This is a genomic window from Morganella sp. BCCO 40_0007 (assembly GCF_032989665.1).
Taxonomy (GTDB): domain Bacteria; phylum Pseudomonadota; class Gammaproteobacteria; order Enterobacterales; family Enterobacteriaceae; genus Morganella; species Morganella sibonii.
Window position 1 is genome coordinate 54,764 of the sequence record NZ_JAVBIN010000005.1, and the last position, 18,846, is coordinate 73,609.

Annotated in this window: 16 protein-coding genes; 15 read left to right on the forward strand and 1 reads right to left on the reverse strand. The window is 53.7% G+C overall.

The genetic code is table 11. From position 1 onward, the window contains the following. The first annotated feature begins 50 nt into the window (after positions 1-50). From R5268_RS07200 to ndk, 12 genes are all read left to right on the forward strand, one after another. Positions 51-1,265 (forward strand): IscS subfamily cysteine desulfurase, encoded by a 1,215-nt coding sequence (locus R5268_RS07200; RefSeq protein WP_046892511.1) that lies wholly within the window; start codon positions 51-53, stop codon positions 1,263-1,265. A 25-nt stretch (positions 1,266-1,290) separates the two neighbouring features. Continuing rightward, entirely contained in the window at positions 1,291-1,677 is a 387-nt protein-coding gene (gene iscU, locus R5268_RS07205) for a Fe-S cluster assembly scaffold IscU (RefSeq protein ID WP_046892510.1), read from the forward strand. A gap of 102 nt (positions 1,678-1,779) precedes the next feature. Beyond that, positions 1,780-2,103: an iron-sulfur cluster assembly protein IscA gene (gene iscA, locus R5268_RS07210; RefSeq protein WP_046892509.1), complete on the forward strand. Its 324-nt coding sequence runs from the start codon at positions 1,780-1,782 to the stop codon at positions 2,101-2,103. Positions 2,104-2,132: 29 nt separating this feature from the next. Continuing rightward, positions 2,133-2,651 carry a co-chaperone HscB gene (gene hscB / locus R5268_RS07215; protein WP_317419055.1) on the forward strand — a complete coding sequence of 173 codons (519 nt, stop codon included), beginning with the start codon at positions 2,133-2,135 and terminating at the stop codon, positions 2,649-2,651. A gap of 9 nt (positions 2,652-2,660) precedes the next feature. After that, positions 2,661-4,508: a Fe-S protein assembly chaperone HscA gene (hscA, locus tag R5268_RS07220; protein ID WP_218455375.1), complete on the forward strand. Its 1,848-nt coding sequence runs from the start codon at positions 2,661-2,663 to the stop codon at positions 4,506-4,508. A 10-nt stretch (positions 4,509-4,518) separates the two neighbouring features. Further along, the gene (fdx, locus tag R5268_RS07225) at positions 4,519-4,854 is read left to right on the forward strand and encodes an ISC system 2Fe-2S type ferredoxin (RefSeq protein ID WP_046892506.1); all 336 of its coding nucleotides are present in this window, start codon (positions 4,519-4,521) and stop codon (positions 4,852-4,854) included. 14 nt (positions 4,855-4,868) lie between these two features. Continuing rightward, positions 4,869-5,069 carry a Fe-S cluster assembly protein IscX gene (gene iscX, locus R5268_RS07230; RefSeq protein WP_046892505.1) on the forward strand — a complete coding sequence of 67 codons (201 nt, stop codon included), beginning with the start codon at positions 4,869-4,871 and terminating at the stop codon, positions 5,067-5,069. Between the two features lie 157 nt (positions 5,070-5,226). Then, on the forward strand, positions 5,227-6,522 hold the full coding sequence (gene pepB, locus R5268_RS07235; protein ID WP_046892504.1) for an aminopeptidase PepB: 1,296 nt from the start codon (positions 5,227-5,229) through the stop codon (positions 6,520-6,522). Between the two features lie 117 nt (positions 6,523-6,639). Continuing rightward, the gene (locus R5268_RS07240) at positions 6,640-7,062 is read left to right on the forward strand and encodes an enhanced serine sensitivity protein SseB C-terminal domain-containing protein (RefSeq protein ID WP_218455376.1); all 423 of its coding nucleotides are present in this window, start codon (positions 6,640-6,642) and stop codon (positions 7,060-7,062) included. A gap of 141 nt (positions 7,063-7,203) precedes the next feature. Next, a complete protein-coding gene (locus R5268_RS07245; RefSeq protein ID WP_218455377.1) occupies positions 7,204-12,225 on the forward strand; it encodes an alpha-2-macroglobulin family protein in 5,022 nt (1,673 codons plus the stop codon). A 118-nt stretch (positions 12,226-12,343) separates the two neighbouring features. Continuing rightward, positions 12,344-14,653 carry a peptidoglycan glycosyltransferase PbpC gene (pbpC, locus tag R5268_RS07250; RefSeq protein ID WP_317419057.1) on the forward strand — a complete coding sequence of 770 codons (2,310 nt, stop codon included), beginning with the start codon at positions 12,344-12,346 and terminating at the stop codon, positions 14,651-14,653. A gap of 214 nt (positions 14,654-14,867) precedes the next feature. Next, positions 14,868-15,293 (forward strand): nucleoside-diphosphate kinase, encoded by a 426-nt coding sequence (ndk, locus tag R5268_RS07255; protein WP_046892500.1) that lies wholly within the window; start codon positions 14,868-14,870, stop codon positions 15,291-15,293. An 86-nt stretch (positions 15,294-15,379) separates the two neighbouring features. On the opposite strand, the gene R5268_RS07260 is transcribed toward ndk, so the two are convergent. Next, positions 15,380-15,823 carry a universal stress protein gene (locus R5268_RS07260; protein ID WP_054424513.1) on the reverse strand — a complete coding sequence of 148 codons (444 nt, stop codon included), beginning with the start codon at positions 15,821-15,823 and terminating at the stop codon, positions 15,380-15,382. Positions 15,824-16,120: 297 nt separating this feature from the next. Between R5268_RS07260 and R5268_RS07265 the strand changes: the two genes are divergently transcribed. The 3 genes from R5268_RS07265 (at position 16,121) to rodZ (ending at position 18,833) form a co-directional block, all read left to right on the forward strand. Continuing rightward, positions 16,121-17,299, forward strand: a complete 1,179-nt coding sequence (locus R5268_RS07265) for a bifunctional tRNA (adenosine(37)-C2)-methyltransferase TrmG/ribosomal RNA large subunit methyltransferase RlmN (RefSeq protein ID WP_046892498.1) — start codon at positions 16,121-16,123, stop codon at positions 17,297-17,299. A gap of 71 nt (positions 17,300-17,370) precedes the next feature. After that, entirely contained in the window at positions 17,371-17,721 is a 351-nt protein-coding gene (locus R5268_RS07270) for a tetratricopeptide repeat protein (protein WP_107678390.1), read from the forward strand. Between the two features lie 143 nt (positions 17,722-17,864). Beyond that, on the forward strand, positions 17,865-18,833 hold the full coding sequence (gene rodZ, locus R5268_RS07275; protein ID WP_243846755.1) for a cytoskeleton protein RodZ: 969 nt from the start codon (positions 17,865-17,867) through the stop codon (positions 18,831-18,833). Positions 18,834-18,846 lie beyond the last annotated feature (13 nt).

Genomic DNA, 18,846 nt, shown 5'->3' on the forward strand with positions numbered 1-18,846 from the left:
GCAGAAACCTGCGTTAATAACGCAACCGTAGTTCATGGAGCAATTGAGCGATGAAATTACCGATTTATTTAGATTATTCAGCAACCACCCCGGTTGATCCGCGTGTTGCTGAAAAGATGATGCAATACCTCACAATGGACGGCGTCTTCGGTAACCCGGCGTCCCGTTCACACCGCTTTGGCTGGCAGGCTGAAGAGGCCGTCGATATTGCCCGTAACCAGATAGCAGACCTGGTCGGTGCGGACCCGCGTGAAATTGTTTTCACCTCCGGTGCCACTGAGTCTGACAACCTGGCGATTAAAGGTGCGGCCAATTTCTACGGTAAAAAAGGCAAACACATCATTACCAGCAAAACCGAACATAAAGCGGTGCTGGATACCTGCCGTCAGTTAGAGCGCGAAGGGTTTGAAGTGACCTATCTTGCGCCGCAGCGTAATGGTCTGATCGACCTGGCTGAGCTGGAAGCGGCAATGCGTGAGGACACCATTTTAGTCTCCATCATGCACGTCAATAATGAAATTGGTGTGATTCAGGATATCGAAGCAATCGGTGAACTGTGCCGCAGCAAAGGGATTATTTTCCATGTCGATGCTACCCAGAGCGTCGGTAAAGTACCGGTTGATTTAAGCAAGCTGAAAGTGGATCTGATGTCCTTCTCCGGCCATAAAATTTACGGCCCGATGGGTATCGGCGCGCTGTATGTCCGCCGCAAACCGCGTATCCGTATCGAAGCACAGATGCACGGTGGTGGTCACGAGCGCGGTATGCGTTCCGGTACACTGGCAGTGCATCAGATCGTCGGTATGGGTGAAGCTTACCGTATCGCCAAAGAAGAGATGGCAGCGGAATCTGAGCGTTTGTCCGCACTGCGTCTGCGTCTGTGGAACGGCATCAAAGATATCGAAGAAACCTATCTGAATGGTTGCCCGGAGCACTCGGCACCGAACATTCTTAACGTCAGTTTCAACTATGTTGAAGGTGAATCCCTGATGATGGCGCTGAAAGATCTTGCGGTATCATCCGGTTCTGCCTGTACGTCCGCCAGCCTGGAGCCGTCTTATGTTCTGCGCGCCCTGGGAATGACTGACGAACTGGCGCACAGCTCAATCCGCTTCTCTCTGGGTCGTTTCACGACTGAGGAAGAGATTGACTATGCGATTAAACTTATCCATAGCGCAATTGGCCGCCTGCGTGATCTTTCCCCTCTGTGGGAGATGCACAAGCAAGGTGTTGATATTAACAGCATTGAATGGTCACACCATTAATCAGACGGTTTCAGGAGTATAAACAATGGCTTATAGCGATAAAGTAATCGATCACTACGAAAACCCGCGCAACGTCGGTTCATTTGACAACGAAGACCCGACAGTCGGCAGCGGCATGGTGGGTGCACCGGCCTGTGGCGACGTAATGAAGTTACAGATCAAAGTTGACAATAACGGCGTGATTGAAGACGCGCGTTTCAAAACTTACGGTTGCGGCTCGGCGATTGCGTCAAGCTCACTGGTGACTGAGTGGATGAAAGGGAAAACCCTGGATGAAGCAGAAGCCATCAAAAATACAGCGATTGCGGAAGAACTGGAATTACCGCCGGTGAAAATTCACTGCTCGATTCTGGCTGAAGATGCAATCAAAGCAGCAATTGCGGATTACAAAAGTAAACGCCGGGGCAACTAATAGCCCGCCGCTGCCGGTGTGCAGCAGGTAAAACAATAAAATAATGGCGGATACTGATCTCATCGGTCATCCGCCATACTGGTTTATAGAGCGAGGTGTGTAATGTCCGTTTCTCTTACAGAAAGTGCGGCAAACCGGGTCACCAGTTTTCTGGCAAACCGCGGTAAAGGAGTAGGTCTGCGGTTAGGCGTGAGAACCTCCGGTTGCTCTGGTATGGCTTACGTACTTGAATTTGCCGATGTCATTAATGATGATGACGTTGTGTTTGAAGATCACGGCGTAAAAGTGATTATCGACGGAAAAAGTATTGTTTATCTTGACGGAACAGAAGTGGATTTCGTGAAGGAAGGGTTAAACGAAGGGTTTAAATTTAATAACCCGAACGTCGGCAGCGAATGCGGCTGCGGCGAGAGTTTTCACGTTTAACCGATCCATTTATCCGCGAAGAGTAAACTATGAACTATTTTTCCCTGTTCAGCCTGCCTGTGCGTTATGATCTTGACACACAGGCACTTGCCGGTCGTTATCAGGATTTGCAGCGTCAGTATCACCCGGACAGATTTGCCGCCGGTGATGCAAAAGAGCAGGCGCAGGCACTGACGATGGCCGCAACCATCAATGATGCATACCAGTCCCTGAAACATCCCCTCAAACGTGCGGAATATATGTTGCTGTTACATGATATTGATATCAATAATGAACAGCACACAATGCATGACACCGCATTTCTGATGGAGCAACTGGAGCTGCGCGAAGCCCTCGATATCATCGAACAGAAACAGGACAGTGATGCACTGGCCGGTTTTGCTGCCAATATCACTAAAATGACAAAAAACCGGATGGCAGAGATGGTTCGTCAGCTTGATGGCGAAGAGTGGGCTGCTGCGGCGGACAGCGTGCGTAAATTACGATTTTTGAGTAAACTGACGCAACAAATTGAAAATCTTGAAGAACGTCTGCTCGACAGTTTCTAGGGGAAAAATATGGCACTGTTACAAATCAGCGAGCCGGGACAGGCTCCCGCCCCGCATCAGCGCCGCCTTGCCGCGGGTATTGATTTAGGCACCACTCATTCACTGGTCGCAACGGTGCGCAGCGGGGAAACCGATGTGCTGCCCGATCACGAAGGACGTTATTTACTGCCATCTGTGGTGCAGTACAGCGCGGACAGCCGCCTGGTCGGCTGGGATGCCCGTGCAAATGCAGCGGCAGATCCTCAGAATACCATTATCTCAGTCAAACGTATGATGGGACGCTCACTGACGGATATCACGCAGCGCTACCCTGATTTACCGTATCAGTTACAGGCGGGTGAAAACGGCCTGCCGATCATCCGCACTGCAGCCGGGCTGACTGATCCTGTCCGTGTCTCAGCGGATATCTTATCGGTGCTGGCACAGCGCGCACAGGAAACCCTCGGCGGTGAACTGGATGGCGTGGTGATCACCGTTCCCGCGTATTTCGATGATGCCCAGCGTCAGGGCACCAAAGATGCTGCCCGTCTTGCCGGGTTACACGTGTTACGTCTTCTGAATGAACCGACCGCTGCGGCGATCGCCTACGGGCTGGATTCCGGTCAGGAAGGCGTGATTGCGGTTTATGATCTCGGCGGCGGCACCTTTGATATCTCAGTGCTGCGTCTGAGCCGGGGTGTGTTTGAAGTGCTGGCGACCGGCGGCGATACTGCGCTCGGCGGCGATGATTTCGATAATCTGATCGCCGACTGGATTTATGCGCAGCGCGGCATTCAGTCGCAGGGCCATTCGCAGCACCGCGAAGTATTAAACGCAGCAGCGGAAGCTAAAATTGCACTGTCCGGTGCCGCACAAACCACGATTACACTGGATGGCTGGCAGGGCGTACTGACCCGTGACATGTTTGAGGAACTCATCCGTCCGCTGGTCAGAAAAACCCTGATGACCTGCCGCCGTGCACTGAAAGATGCCGGAACAGATCAGGATGAAGTCCGCGAAGTGGTGATGGTCGGCGGATCAACCCGTGTGCCGCTGGTGCGTGAACTGGTCGGCGAATTTTTCAGTAAAGAGCCTCTGACCTCGATTGACCCGGACAAAGTGGTTGCTGTCGGTGCGGCTATTCAGGCGGATATTCTGGCCGGTAACAAACCGGACAGCGACATGCTGCTGCTGGATGTTATCCCGCTCTCGCTGGGGCTGGAAACCATGGGCGGCCTGGTGGAAAAAGTTATTCCGCGCAATACCACCATCCCGGCGGCACGTGCTCAGGAGTTTACCACCTTTAAGGATGGTCAGACCGCGATGAGCATTCATGTGTTACAGGGTGAGCGGGAAATGGTCAGTGATTGTCGTTCGCTGGCACGTTTCACTCTGCGCGGCATCCCGCCGATGGCTGCCGGTAATGCCCATATCCGTGTCACTTTCCAGGTGGATGCGGACGGACTGCTGAGTGTCAGCGCACTGGAAAAATCCACCGGTGTGCAGGCCGCTGTCCAGATCAAACCGTCTTACGGCCTGAGCGATACTGATATCGCCGGGATGATCAAAGATTCACTCGAAAACGCAGAAAATGATTTATCCACCCGCCGTCTGGCGGAACAAAAAGTGGAAGCTGCCCGCCTGCTGGAGAGCCTGACCCAGGCACTTTCAGAGGATGGCAATTTACTGAGCGACGACGAAAATGCTGCTATTGATGCGGCAGTCGGCGTGCTTATTGAGAGCGTTGAAGGCGACTCTCCTGTCGCGATTGAAAACGCAATTAAACAACTGGACAAGCAAACACAGGTATTCGCGGCACGCCGGATGGACAATTCTGTCCGCAAGGCACTCGCGGGTCACTCTGTGGATGAGATATAACGGGAAGATTATGCCTAAGATTGTTTTTTTACCGCATGAGTCATTATGCCCTGAAGGTGCGGTATACGACGCAAATGAAGGTGAGTCAATTCTGGATGTTGCCCTGCGTAACGGTATCGAAATTGAACATGCCTGTGAGAAATCATGTGCCTGCACCACCTGCCACTGTATCGTCCGCGAAGGGTTTGACTCCCTCGAAGAGAGCAGCGAGCTGGAAGATGACATGCTGGACAAAGCCTGGGGACTGGAGCCGGAAAGCCGTCTGAGCTGTCAGGCGAAAGTCGCGGATGAAGATCTGGTGGTGGAAATCCCGAAATACACCATCAACCATGCACGTGAGCACTGATAAAGGAGTCTGAAATGGGACTGAAATGGCAGGACAGCCGTGAAATCGGTGAAGCGCTGTATGATCTGTACCCGGATACGGACCCGAAAACGGTGCGTTTCACCGATATGCACCAGTGGATCTGCGAACTGGATGATTTCGACGATGCACCGGAAAAATCTAACGAAAAAGTATTAGAAGCAATTTTGTTAGTCTGGCTCGACGAATTCGAATGATGTCTTTTGTTACGCGCATCAGGCCGCACAATTGTGTTAGCGTGCGGTCTCTGATGCGCGTATGCTGTTACCGCCTCCTGTGCAGACCGGCACGCCGTGCATTCCTCAAATAAAATCTGACTGTTACGGCAGTCTAAAAGTCAAAAGAGAGAACGAAATGACGCAACTCATCATGCCTGTAACCTTATCGTATGAACCTGCTTCTCCGGCGTGGGGAGAAAAAGCCCTGGTCAGCGCGACTGACAAAGGAATGACCGTTCATTTAAGCCGCAAAGGGATGCTGTGCGCCGTGCAGAGCGCAGGCCGCAAAATTGACGGTCAGGGTATCCGCAATGTGGTCCTGAGCGGCAGCAACTGGGATCTGGAAACCAGCTGGGCATTCTGGCAGGGCTTCCGTGGTCCGAAAGGCGCGCGCTCGATTGAATGGCCGGAATTGCCGGAAGCGGATAAAACCGAACTGGAACACCGTATCCGCATCATTGACTGGGTACGTGATGTTATCAACACGCCTGCGGAAGAGCAGAGCCCGGAACAGCTGGCGCAGCGTGCGATTGATCTGCTGTGCGGTGTTTCCTGTGATTCTGTCGGCTACCGTATCATCAAAGGTGATGACCTGCGTGAGCAGGGTTATATGGGCATCCACACTGTCGGCCGCGGCTCGGTACGCCCGCCGGTACTGCTGGCACTGGATTTCAACCCGGGCAAGCAGGAAAACACACCTGTCTTCGCCAGCCTGGTCGGTAAAGGGATCACCTTTGACTCCGGCGGTTACAGCCTGAAACCGTCTTCCTCTATGGATTCTATGAAATCGGATATGGGCGGCGCAGCCACACTGACCGGCGCACTGGCAATGGCTGTCTGCCGTGGTCTGAAAAAACGCGTCAAACTGTATCTGTGCATCGCGGATAACCTGGTAAGCGGTAATGCGTTCAAACTGGGCGATATCATCCGTTACAGCAACGGTAAATCCGTTGAAATCATGAATACCGATGCGGAAGGGCGTCTGGTGCTGGCGGATGGTCTGATTGAAGCGGACAAAGATAACGCCGGGTTTATCATTGATGCGGCGACGCTGACCGGTGCGGCGAAAACTGCCGTCGGTAACGATTATCACTCTGTGATGAGCTTTGATGATGCGCTGTACAATGAACTGATGTCAGCCGCTGATCAGGAAAAAGAGATGTTCTGGCGCCTGCCGCTGGCGGAATTCCACCGCCGTCAGATGCCGTCCTCTTTCGCTGATCTGAGCAACACCGGCGCACCGAATACCGCCGGGGCAAGCACCGCAGCGGCATTCCTGTCCCACTTTGTGGAAGATTACCGCAAAAGCTGGCTGCACATTGACTGCTCAGCGACTTACCGCAAAGCACCGTCTGAATTATGGTCAGCGGGTGCTACCGGGTATGGTGTGCGCACCGTGGCGGCTCTGCTGCTGAAAAAAGCCGGGCAGTAACCGGACAGCGCAATACTAATTCTGCTGTAAAACGGTCACACACACGTGTGGCCGTTTTTCTGTAACGTTTAAAAAAACAGAAACTGAAATACAGAAGCTGAAATAAGGAGATCTGTGATGGCGGATATACTCCCGGTACAGGAAGTCATGATTGAACAGGGTACAGCACTGCTGCTCAGCGTGCCGGAAAATAAACCGGACGCAGTGCTTGATGCACTGACCGGTGTGTTTAAACAGCATAAACCGGTACGCCGTGCATTTTGGGTGATGGCAGCCGAAAAAAATACGACGGCTCCGGATGAGGCGGCATTACTGATTGTGCTGGAACTCAGCGAAGAAGAAGAGGCGGATATAGTGATCCGGCAGGCGGCAGAGGCTGCCATGGAGCATCTTGCTGACGGGGAACACATTGATTTTTGCCTGTTAAACCCGGATGAGAATGACGGACTGACACACTTTCTGACGCAACATATACAGGCATTCTATCAGCGCCGTCTCGGTGGCTGGTTGCGTAATGCGATTCCGGTAACAGAGGCGTAACAATAATTTATCCGGATGGTGAATATGTATGGTGCATATATTCAGAATAATGCACTATACGCTTGTTTAGGCTTTGTTTACACTTCGTGAAATAATACCGAACAAGTGCCCGTTTTCCGGGCTCACCAGAAAGGATTGATTATGCGTTCTCCGATTGCAGGACAGGGTCCCGGCAAAAAGCGCTGCATTGCAGTGCTGCTTGCTTCAGCGCTCGCACTCACGGGTTGTGATGATACCGGCAGTAACACCACGGCGGCGGGCAGTAATGACAGCGCGCCGGCCAATAATAAAGAAAACTCGTCTTCCTCATCTGCTTCCTCTCAGTCTCCGAAAAAAACACATGATGCCGCATCACTGGCAGAGCTGGCCAAACGTTATGCCGGGAAAGATGTGACGATCATCGATGCCTCTGAGATTCAGCTCGACGGCGCGAATGCGATGGTGGTGACGTTCTCTGTTCCGCTGGATCCGAACCAGGATTTCAGTCAGTTTGCCCGTCTGGTGGATGTGAAAAACGGAAAACTGGAAGGTGCGTGGGAGCTGTCGGATAACCTGACGGAACTGCGCATGCGTCATCTGCCGCCGTCGCGGGAATTACAGCTGAGTATCGACCGCGGCGTGCGCGGTATTAACGAACGCACACTGGTTAACGGTTATGATTTAAAACTGACCACAGCTGATGTGGTCCCGAGTGTCGGCTTTGCCAGCCGTGGTTCACTGTTCCCGTCGGATGTCCTGCAGGGACTGCCGGTATTTGCACTGAACGTGGACAGCATTGATGTTAATTTTTACCGCATCAAACCGGATTCCCTGGCCTCTTTCCTCGCAAGCTGGCAGTACGGTAACAATCTCCAGTACTGGAATTCGGATGACCTGCTGAATAACACTGATCTGGTCTATACCGGGCGTTTTGATCTGAATCCGCAGAAAAACACCCGCGAAAATATGCAGATCCCCCTGAAGGATATCAAGCAGTTACAGGAAGAGGGCGTGTACCTGGCGGTTATGCAGCAGGCCGGGCGCTACAGCTATACCATGCCTGCAACACTCTTTACCCTGAGTGATATCGGCGTTTCCATGCACAGCTATCTGAATGAGCTGGATGTCTTTACTCAGTCGCTGGCGAAAGGCAGTGCCCTGAAAGGGGTGGAAATCCGCCTGCTCGACAGCAAAGGTCAGCTTCTCAGCAAAGCCGAAACCGACAGCAGCGGTCATGCAAAACTGGATCGCGGGGCGGATGCCGCGCTGTTGCTGGCTATTCAGAACGGCCAGACCAGTATGATCGACCTGAAAAACCCGGCGCTTGACCTGGCGGAATTTGATATCGCCGGTCCGCAGGGCTATGCAAAACAGTTCTTCGTCTTTGGTCCGCGTGATCTGTACCGTCCGGGGGAAACCCTGGTGATCAACGGTCTGCTGCGTGACGGCGATGGTCGTCCGGTCAAAGATCAGCCGGTCAAAGTGGATGTGCTGAAAAATGACGGCCAGGTGGCCTCCACCTTCGTCTGGCAGCCGGAAAACGGCCTTTACCAGTATCAGTACGCCATTCCGGAGAACATCGAAACCGGCAAACTGACACTGCGTTTTGACCTCGGGGACAACACACCGCGCTTCTACAGCGTCAATGTGGAAGATTTCATGCCGGAACGTATGGCGATGGAAATCAAAACCGACAAGCAGCCGATCACCACACAGCAGTCCGCCGATTTTGAGATTGAAGGCCATTATCTCTACGGTGCACCGGCAGCCGGTAACCAGCTGACCGGGCAGCTATTTATGCGTCCGGATCGCGAAGTCTCCGCCAGACTGCCGGGTTTTGAATTCGGTAACATTCAGGAAGAAAACCTGACCCGTACTCTGGACGAGTTCGATGAAACCATGAATGACAGCGGAGAGCTGGCATTTACCATCAGTAATGATTACTGGAAAGAGGTTAAATCGCCGTTCAAACTGATCCTCCAGGCAAGCCTGATGGAAACCGGCGGTCGTCCGGTGACGCGCCGTGCAGATGTCGCGGTATGGCCTGCAGCGAAAATGGCCGGTATTCGTCCGATCTTCGCCAAAAAAGAGGTATATGACTACCGTACAGACAAATATGTATCTCAGTACAGTATGGATGAAGATTCACTGGCTGAATTTGAAATTGTCTATACCGACCGTCAGGGAAATAAGTTACAGGCCGATGATCTGAATGCGCGTCTGATTTATGAGCGCCGCGATTATTACTGGCGCTGGTCTGATTCCGAAGGCTGGTCATCCGGTTATGACCAGAAAGACCTGGTGATGTCCGATGACAAAATCACCATCGCCAAAGACGGCACGGCAAAAGTGACCGTTCCGGTTTCCTGGGGGGCATACCGCCTGGAGGTGGTGGATCCGTCCACCGGGCTGACCAGCAGTGTGCGTTTCTGGGCGGGATATTCCTGGCAGGATAACACCGGCGGCACCGGCGCGGTTCGCCCGGACCAGGTGAAACTGAAACTGGATAAACCAAATTATCACGCCGGTGATAAAGTGAAACTGAATGTCACCGCGCCACAGGCCGGTAAAGGCTATGTGCTGCTGGAATCCAGTGACGGCCCGCTGTGGTGGCAGGAAGTGGATGTACCGGAAGGCGGCACCGATGTGGAAGTACCGCTGAACAAAGAGTGGACGCGTCATGACCTGTACGCGACTGCCGTGGTTGTCCGTCCGGGGGACAGCTCCCGCCAGGCGACCGTCAAACGTGCGGTCGGTATTCTGCATATTCCGATGGCCGATCCGGCCCGTAAGATTGATGTGGCGCTGGATACCCCGGCCCGTATCCGTCCGAATCAGGATCTGACCGTCAAAATCAAAGCAAAAGCACAGGACGGCAAACCGGCTCCCGAAAAAGTCAATGTACTGATTTCTGCCGTGGACACCGGTGTGCTCAATATTACTGACTATAAAACACCTGATCCGTACGATGCCTTCTTCGGCCGCAAACGCTACAGTGTTGATCAGTATGATGTCTATGGTCAGCTGATTGAGGGCGGCGGTCGTCTCGGTACGCTGCGGTTTGGTGGTGACGGCGGCGATGACCTTGATCGCGGCGGCCTGAAACCGCTGACCGAAGTACAGATTATCGCGCAGCAGGCCGCACCGGTGGAACTGAATGCGCAGGGCGAAGGTACCGTTACCCTGGCGATCCCGGATTTCAACGGCGAACTGCGTCTGATGGCGCAGGCGTGGACAGATGAGGATTTCGGCCACGCGCAGAATAAAGTGATTGTTGCCGCACCGGTGATCAGCCAGATGGCGCTGCCGCGCTTTATGGCCGGCGGTGACCGCTCGCAGCTGACACTCGATCTGACCAACCTGACTGATGAAACACAGAACCTGACCGTTAATTTCAGCGCGGACGGCATGGTGCATCTCAAAGGTGCGGCAGAGAAAGAAATCACACTGGCGAAAGGCCAGCGCACATCCGTGAATGTCCCGGTTGAAGCCGCAAACGGCTTTGGTCAGGGCGAGGTGTTTATGACCGTCAAAGGGCTGAAACTGCCTGATGAAAGCAGCAACACCTATAAAAACAGCTGGAAAATCGGTGTCCGTCCGGCGTATCCGGCAGAAACGGTGTCTTACTCCATGTCACTCGGCAATAGCGCGGAATGGGCATTACCGGCTGACCAGCTTGGTTATCTGGACGGCAACACTGTGTCCGGTGAAATGATGCTGACCAGCCGTCCGCCGCTGGATATCTCGCGTTACATCCGTGAGCTCTATGCCTATCCGTACGGCTGTCTGGAACAGACCGTGAGCGGGCTGTATCCGTCCCTGTACTCCTCCGAGGCGGAACTGAAAAAACTGGGCATTAAAACCCAGACTGACGCCGGACGCCGCCAGGCAGTGATGACCGGTATCCCGCATCTGCTTGGTATGCAGCGCAGCGACGGCAGTTTCTCCCTGTGGGACAACAGCGGTGCGGAAGAACCGTGGCTGACGGCTTACGCGACTGATTTCCTGTTCCGTGCCGGGCAGCGCGGCTTTGAGGTTCCGGCAGATGCCCTGAGCAACGCCAATAACCGCCTGCTGCGCTATCTGCAGGATCGCTCGGTGATCAGCAGCAGCTATTACGGCAACAGTGACCAGATGCGCTTTGCGGTACAGGCGTATGCCGGTTATGTGCTGGCACAGCAGCAAAAAGCACCGCTCGGGGCACTGCGTCAGGTGTATCAGCGCCGTGACGATGCCGCAAGTGGTCTGGCACTGGTGCAGCTCGGTATTGCCCTGAAGAAAATGGGTGATGCGGATCGCGGTAATGAAGCCATCCGTCTGGGTGTGATGAAAAACCGTGACAGCGTCTATACCGGCGATTACGGCAGTACCATCCGTGATGATGCGATGATTATTGCACTGCTCAGTGAGGCGGATTCCAATGCGGATCAGCGTTACGGCAAGTTGCAGGCGCTTTCTGCGGAGATACAGAATAACCGTTACTTCTCCACGCAGGAGAGCAACGCGCTGTATCTGGCAGGTCGTCAGTACATTAATCAGAGCGAAAAACCGTGGTCTGCACTGATCAACGGGCAGGCCCCGGCGGTCAGCCGTGACAGTGCGCTGCGTGAAACCCTCACTGCCGCACAGCTGAATAACGGTATCAGTGTGGCAAACCGGGGTGATACGGAGCTGTTCGGTCGTGTCAATATCACCGGTTATCCGCTGCAGGCACCGGCTCCGTCTTCTGAAGTGCTGAAAATCAAGCGGACGTATATGGATCTGAACGGTAATCCGATCAGCATTGACCGCCTGAGCAGCGGTGATCTGGTGGCTGTCCGCCTGGATATTCAGGCTGACCGCAACGTGCCGGATGCACTGGTGGTGGATCTGTTACCGGCCGGTCTGGAGCTGGAAAACCAGAATCTGGCAGCGGCAAGTGCCAGCCTGGCTGACAGCGCGCCGAATCTGGCGGAAGCTATCCAGGATATGCAGCAGGCCAATATCCGCCATACCGAGTACCGCGATGACCGCTTTGTTTCCCAGGTGGCTGTGGAAGAGTACCGTCCGGTGACGCTGGTCTATCTGGCCCGTGCGGTCACACCGGGTAAATACAGTGTTCCGGCTCCGCAGGTGGAATCGATGTATATTCCGTCCTGGCGCGCCACCGGTGTGACACCGGCAACACTGGAAGTGGTTCGTTAACAGCACGATTGTTGTCCGCAGCCTGTCCGGGCTGCGGCAGCAAACACAGGTAAAATGCCCTTATAACGAACTATAAGGGCATTTTTATCTCAGAAATTCTGATAATGCGGTTTGATACATGAAAGTGTGGTTTAAACGTCTTGCGCTCACCGGTCTGATAACAATTGTCCTGACGCCGCCGCTGCTCTGGCTGGCCGATAAAATCTGGCCGCTGCCGCTGGATGAGGTGGTAATGGCGCGTACGGTCACAGCTGAGGACGGGTCACCGCTGTGGCGTTTTGCCGACAGCAACGGTGTGTGGCGCTACCCGGTCACGCTGAAGGATGTATCACCGGAGTTTATTGAAGCGCTTCTGACATACGAAGACCGCTATTTCTATCAGCACCCGGGGATTAACCCGGTGGCTATCGGCCGCGCGGCGTTGCAGGATCTGACCTCCGGACGCATTGTCTCCGGCGGCAGTACACTCTCCATGCAGGTCGCCCGGCTGATTGACCCCCATGATCGTACTCTGACCGGCAAACTGAAACAGGTTTTCCGGACTATTCAGCTGGAATGGCATTATTCCAAAGATGAAATTCTGGAGATGTATCTCAACCGTGCTCCGTATGGCGGGACGGTTGAGGGGATCGGGGCGGCAAGCTGGATGTATCTCGGTAAACCGCCGTCAGAACTGACCGCCGGGGAAGCAGCGCTGCTGGCGGTTCTGCCGCAGGCACCGAGCCGTCTGCGCCCGGATCGCTATCCGCAGCGGGCGGAAGCGGCACGGAATAAAGTACTCGACCGGCTGGCGGAGTTTCAGGTGTGGCCGCAGGCAAAAGTGAATGACTTAAAACAGGAGAGCATCTGGCTGGCACCCCGCCAGGTACCGCACTCCGCACCGCTGCTGGCACGGCGTGTGGCGTCGGGGGTGAAAGACCCGGTGATCCGCACCACCATCAATCCTGCCATTCAGCGTCAGCTGGAGGAGATGGCCCGTAACCGCAAATATCAGCTGCCGGAAAAAACCTCCCTCGGCATTATGGTGGTGGATAACCGCGACATGAGCGTGAAGGGCTATGTCGGCTCCATTGATTTCTCTGATGACACCCGTTTCGGTCATGTGGATGTGAACAGCGCCTGGCGTTCGCCCGGCTCAACCCTGAAGCCGTTTTTATATGCCCTGGCGATGGATGAGGGGCTGATCCACAGCGAATCCCTGTTACAGGATGTACCGCGCCGTTTTAATGATTACCGTCCGGGTAACTTTGATACCGGATTCAGCGGGCCGGTGAGTGTCAGTGAGGCACTGCGCCGCTCTCTGAATCTGCCGGTGGTTCAGCTGCTGGATGTCTACGGTCCGAAACGTTTCAGTGCCAAACTGCGTAACGTCGGCCTGGAACTGCGTTTCCCGATTGGCAGTGATCCGAACCTGTCGCTGATTCTGGGCGGTACCGGAGCGCGGATGGATCAGCTGATTGCCGCGTACAGTGCGTTTGCCCGGCAGGGTAAAGTGGCACCGGTACGTTTCCGGCCGGACGATCCGCTGGCTGAACGTCAGCTTATCTCCCCGGGGGCGGCGTGGATCACCCGGCGGGTGATGGCAGGGGAAACACGGCCGCTGGCAGATGACCGTCTGGCACAGGACGTACCGCTGGCATGGAAAACCGGCACCAGTTACGGCTACCGTGATGCCTGGGCGCTGGGCGTGAATAACCGCTATACCATCGGGGTGTGGGTCGGGCGTCCGGACGGGACACCGGTGGCCGGACAGGCCGGGTTTGCGACCGCGATTCCGATCCTGTATCAGGTTGACAGCTATCTGCGCACACGCGGCGGCAAAAAATTACCGGACCCGAAACCCGTCAGTGTCAGCAGTAAAATGATTTGCTGGCCGTCAGGACTGGCCGCAGACAAGCAGGACCCGAACTGCCGTCAGCAGCGGATAGCGCTGGTGCTGGATAATACCGTGCCGCCGACACTACCGTCAGCAGGACAGGAGAGCCTGTCCGGCACCAATGCGGTGATCTGGGTGAACGGGCAGGGGGAACGGGTGTCTCCGGATTGTCCGGATGCACAGGAGAAAACCGTTGCACTGTGGCCGATTGCACTGGAGAGCTGGCTGCCGCCGGGGGAGCGCCGCAGTCACCGCCTGCCGCCGGTGAGCAAAACCTGCCCGCCGCTGCGGGTGGAAGCCGCACCCCTGCTGATTTCCGGTATCCGTGAAGGGGATGTGCTGCGGCGTCTGCCGCTGGCGAAAACCCTTGATTTGCGGGTGGTGACTCAGGGCGGCGAAGGCACACAGTGGTGGTTTCTTAACGGTGATCAGGCCGGCAGCACCGAATCCGGTGATCCGCTGTTGCTGACGCTGGATACCCCCGGGCGTTATCAGCTGACGGTACTGGATCTCAGCGGCCAGGTCAGTTCGGTCAGTTTTACCCTGAAATAGCAGAAACGACGGGAAGTTCAGCGGAAAAAGTGTGATACAGACGGAAAATCTGTGATCTGTTATCAGGAATACTTTGCAAAAATGTTGCGTAACTGTAGGCGAAACAGCGGTGAGCCCGTATAATCATCACCTTACCACAAGGTGTGGACCGGTCTGCCGTCAGCCGCAAATAACAATGACAACAGCGCACATGCGCACATTTGAGGTCAATTAAATGTCTGTACAACGCACATTTTCTATCATTAAGCCAAATGCCGTAAAGAAAAATGCTATCGGGGCTATTTATCACCGTTTTGAAAGTGCCGGTTTCCGTATTATTGCCGCCAAAATGCTGCACCTGAGCCGCGAACAGGCTGAAGGATTCTATGCCGAGCACAAAGGCCGCCCGTTCTTTGATGGTCTGGTGGAATTCATGACTTCCGGGCCGATTATGGTACAGGTGCTGGAAGGGGAAAATGCCGTACAGCGTCACCGTGACCTGATGGGCGCCACCAATCCGGATAACGCACTGGCCGGTACACTGCGTGCTGATTACGCGGACAGTTTCACTGAAAACGCGGTACACGGCTCTGATGCGGAAGAATCCGCCGCCCGTGAAATCGCCTATTTCTTCACTGAAGATGAAATCTGCCCGCGCTGATAAAATAAAGCAGGAAAAACCCTGTGTTATCCTGCTTTATCAGTGAATTCAGTCTCAAAAGCCCGGTTATCCGGGCTTTTGCTTTTTTACCGGACAACAAGGACAGAGATAGTGGCGTAATGGATCAGTGCCGATGCGGTGGATCCGAGGAAACGGCTTTTCATGGTCGGGTTTTTGGAGCCGATAACAATCAGGTCGGCGTTGATTCTTTCTGCATTTTCAAGAATGGCTTCTGCCGCACTTCCGATAAGAACACCGGTGGATATCTGACTTTTCTGTACGGCAAATTTTTCGGTCACCGCGTCGAGTTTCTCCAGCAGCATTTTGATGCGCTGGTCTTCTGATTTTGCATTTTCGGTCATGACAGGGAAGGTCAGGCCATAGTCAAACAGCTGCTCAGACGGGAGGATAACGGTAACAAAATGGAACTTCACATTTTTATCTTTAGCGTAGTCGTTAATTTCAGTAATGACATTCTGAGATAACGCACCGGCATTCAGATCGATCGGGACAAGTATAATTTTATGCATAACAACTCCTTTGTTTCAGATTTAATTACCTGTAAAAGATGAGTGTTAATATCATTAATATCTAAAAAATCGATTTAAACAAGTATTATTATTTAATAAATCGATTTACATTTACGTGTTTTAATTTGCCATATCACTGCGAATGTTTGTACAATGCCGCGCCCCGTCATGATACGGGGCTTTTATGTTTCCGCCGTATCCGTGACGCAGTCCGTTTCAGCGGCTATTCTTATTCCTGTATCTGTGATGCGCACCGCGCGTCACCGCCGAAAGTGTAACAACGAGGCAATGTTAACAATGTCAGAACTGACCACTCAAGACGCCTGTGTAACAGGCTCCGCTCCGATTGCTCCTGAAAAAATCAACGGAAAAATTAATTTACTCGACCTGACCCGCAAAGAAATGCGCCAGTTTTTCGCCGATATGGGCGAGAAGCCTTTTCGGGCTGACCAGGTAATGAAGTGGATTTACCACTATTGCTATGATGATTTCGATCTGATGACCGATATCAACAAAGTACTGCGCACCAAACTGAAAGCGGTGGCGGAAATCCGCGCGCCGGAAGTATCGGAAGAACAACGCTCTGCGGACGGCACTATCAAGTGGGCTATCCGTGTCGGCGATCAGGAAGTGGAAACCGTCTATATCCCGGAAGAAGACCGCGCCACACTGTGCGTTTCTTCCCAGGTCGGTTGTGCGCTGGAATGTAAATTCTGCTCAACCGCACAGCAGGGTTTTAACCGCAATCTGCGGGTCTCCGAAATTATCGGCCAGGTCTGGCGTGCCGCGAAAATCATCGGCTCCCTGAAATCCAGCGGCCGCCGTCCGATTACCAACGTGGTCATGATGGGGATGGGTGAACCGCTGCTGAACCTGACCCATGTTGTTCCGGCCATGGAAATCATGCTGGATGACTTCGGTTTCGGGCTGTCCAAACGCCGCGTGACTATCTCAACCTCCGGTGTGGTACCGGCTCTGGATAAACTCGGTGATATGATCGATGTGGCGCTGGCGATTTCCCTGCACGCACCGACGGATGATGTTCGTGACGAAATCGTTCCGATCAACAAGAAATATAACATTGAGACATTCCTGGCATCTGTGCGCCGTTATCTCGGAAAATCCAATGCGAACGGCGGGCGTGTCACCGTGGAATACGTCATGCTGGATCACATCAATGACAGCACTGATCAGGCGCATCAGCTGGCGGCCTGTCTGAAGGACACACCGAGCAAAATCAACCTGATCCCGTGGAACCCGTTCCCGGGCGCACCTTACGGACGCAGTTCCAACAGCCGGATTGACCGCTTTGCCAAAGTGCTGATGGAATACGGATTTACCACCATTGTCCGCAAGACACGCGGTGATGATATTGACGCCGCCTGCGGACAGCTGGCCGGTGATGTCATCGACCGGACCAAACGGACACTGAAAAAACGCATGGCCGGTGAACCAATTTCTGTCAAAACAGTCTGACAGTAATATTAAGTAACATTCCCGGGTGACACTTTACGTTAATATACCTGCCTTACAGACAAGGAGGCAGTATGATAAGGACGTATTCCCCGGGATTAATTGCAGTCATGCTGCTGGCAGGATGCCGGACAGCACCCGTGATACAGACAGTACCGGCGGCGACCGGTACCCGTCTTGCACTGGGTGAGGCTTATCTTCAGGCCGGCCGGTATGATGCCGCACGCTATCATTTTGACCGGGTACTGAAAGCACAGCCGCAGCATACCGGTGCGCTGGCAGGCGCGGCGCTGAGTGCGAAATGCGATCAGCAGCCTGAAATTGCGGAAAAATACCTGAATTTAGCCGTGAATTCCCCGTCAGGCAGTGATAGTGTGGTACAGTACATTTTGGCTTATGAGTGTCCGCCGGATAACAGTCTGTAAAACAATATAAAAGTGATGTTGTTTTCAGGATTATTTTTATCATCACAGGTGGCATGCTGTATGCCGGAATACGGAACTTCGGTGCGCGGAAGGGCAGATCTCCGCGCTTTCTCGTAACCAGAACTGTTTGTGTCCTGAAACTCATGAATAACTCTCAATCTCAAGATAATTTCCAACTCACTCTTGGCCAGCTTTTAACACAACGTAGGGAACAACTTCAGTTATCACGGGAAACAGTCGCCGACAGACTTTGTCTTAAACTGACAACAGTGCGTGAAATCGAAGAAGATGCACTGAAAGAAGCCAACCCGACGTTTATCCGCGGTTATATCCGTGCCTATGCCCGTTTGCTGCAGATCCCCGAACCGGAGATCATGCCTTATCTTGATAAAATCGCTCCCGCACAGATGACCAAAGTCCAGCCGATGAAAAGTGTGACGCTGGGGCGTCAGCGTAAAAAACGCGAAGGCTGGCTGATGAAATTTACCTGGCTGGTCCTGTTAGTGGTACTGGCTCTGGTGGGCGTATGGTGGTGGCAGCAGTATCAGGCACAGCAGGCTGATATCGCCTCACTGGCACAACAGAATGATGTCACGGTCAATGCCCCGGCGGATGTTCCGGGAACCGATCCGGCAGACACTACCGCACCTCAGGTACTGAATACCCCGGCAGGAACACCGGATTCAGCACCGGCAGGTAATACCAATACCGCTGCACTGGAATTATCAGCGGCCACCCCGCAGGATCAGGAAATTGACAGCAGTAAAATCGTACCGCTGCCGGGCAGTGACCGCGTACCGCCGGTCGTTAACCGTGCCGTGGACAGCGAAGGCGGAACACTGCCGACGACCACGCAGACACAGGATGGTCTGGTGCTGACGTTCAAAAATACCTGCTGGCTGGAAGTGACTGATAATAAAGGAACAAAAATTTTCAGCGGCACCAAACAGAAAGGGGATACCCTGGAATTTGCGGGCGCAGAACCTTACCGTCTGAAAATCGGCGCTCCGGCTGCCGTTGATGTACAGTTCAAAGGTCAGAGCGTTGACCTGAGCCGTTTCATCAAAGCAAATACAGTGGCAAAACTGAGTGTGCCGAAAGCCGGTGAATAATTGATTTATAAAT

Coding starts and splice junctions, on each gene's coding strand:
- R5268_RS07200 (WP_046892511.1), top strand. CDS start 51: ATGAAATTACCGATTTATTTAGATTATTCAGCAACCACCCCGGTTGAT.
- iscU (WP_046892510.1), top strand. CDS start 1,291: ATGGCTTATAGCGATAAAGTAATCGATCACTACGAAAACCCGCGCAAC.
- iscA (WP_046892509.1), top strand. CDS start 1,780: ATGTCCGTTTCTCTTACAGAAAGTGCGGCAAACCGGGTCACCAGTTTT.
- hscB (WP_317419055.1), top strand. CDS start 2,133: ATGAACTATTTTTCCCTGTTCAGCCTGCCTGTGCGTTATGATCTTGAC.
- hscA (WP_218455375.1), top strand. CDS start 2,661: ATGGCACTGTTACAAATCAGCGAGCCGGGACAGGCTCCCGCCCCGCAT.
- fdx (WP_046892506.1), top strand. CDS start 4,519: ATGCCTAAGATTGTTTTTTTACCGCATGAGTCATTATGCCCTGAAGGT.
- iscX (WP_046892505.1), top strand. CDS start 4,869: ATGGGACTGAAATGGCAGGACAGCCGTGAAATCGGTGAAGCGCTGTAT.
- pepB (WP_046892504.1), top strand. CDS start 5,227: ATGACGCAACTCATCATGCCTGTAACCTTATCGTATGAACCTGCTTCT.
- R5268_RS07240 (WP_218455376.1), top strand. CDS start 6,640: ATGGCGGATATACTCCCGGTACAGGAAGTCATGATTGAACAGGGTACA.
- R5268_RS07245 (WP_218455377.1), top strand. CDS start 7,204: ATGCGTTCTCCGATTGCAGGACAGGGTCCCGGCAAAAAGCGCTGCATT.
- pbpC (WP_317419057.1), top strand. CDS start 12,344: ATGAAAGTGTGGTTTAAACGTCTTGCGCTCACCGGTCTGATAACAATT.
- ndk (WP_046892500.1), top strand. CDS start 14,868: ATGTCTGTACAACGCACATTTTCTATCATTAAGCCAAATGCCGTAAAG.
- R5268_RS07260 (WP_054424513.1), bottom strand. CDS start 15,823: ATGCATAAAATTATACTTGTCCCGATCGATCTGAATGCCGGTGCGTTA.
- R5268_RS07265 (WP_046892498.1), top strand. CDS start 16,121: ATGTCAGAACTGACCACTCAAGACGCCTGTGTAACAGGCTCCGCTCCG.
- R5268_RS07270 (WP_107678390.1), top strand. CDS start 17,371: ATGATAAGGACGTATTCCCCGGGATTAATTGCAGTCATGCTGCTGGCA.
- rodZ (WP_243846755.1), top strand. CDS start 17,865: ATGAATAACTCTCAATCTCAAGATAATTTCCAACTCACTCTTGGCCAG.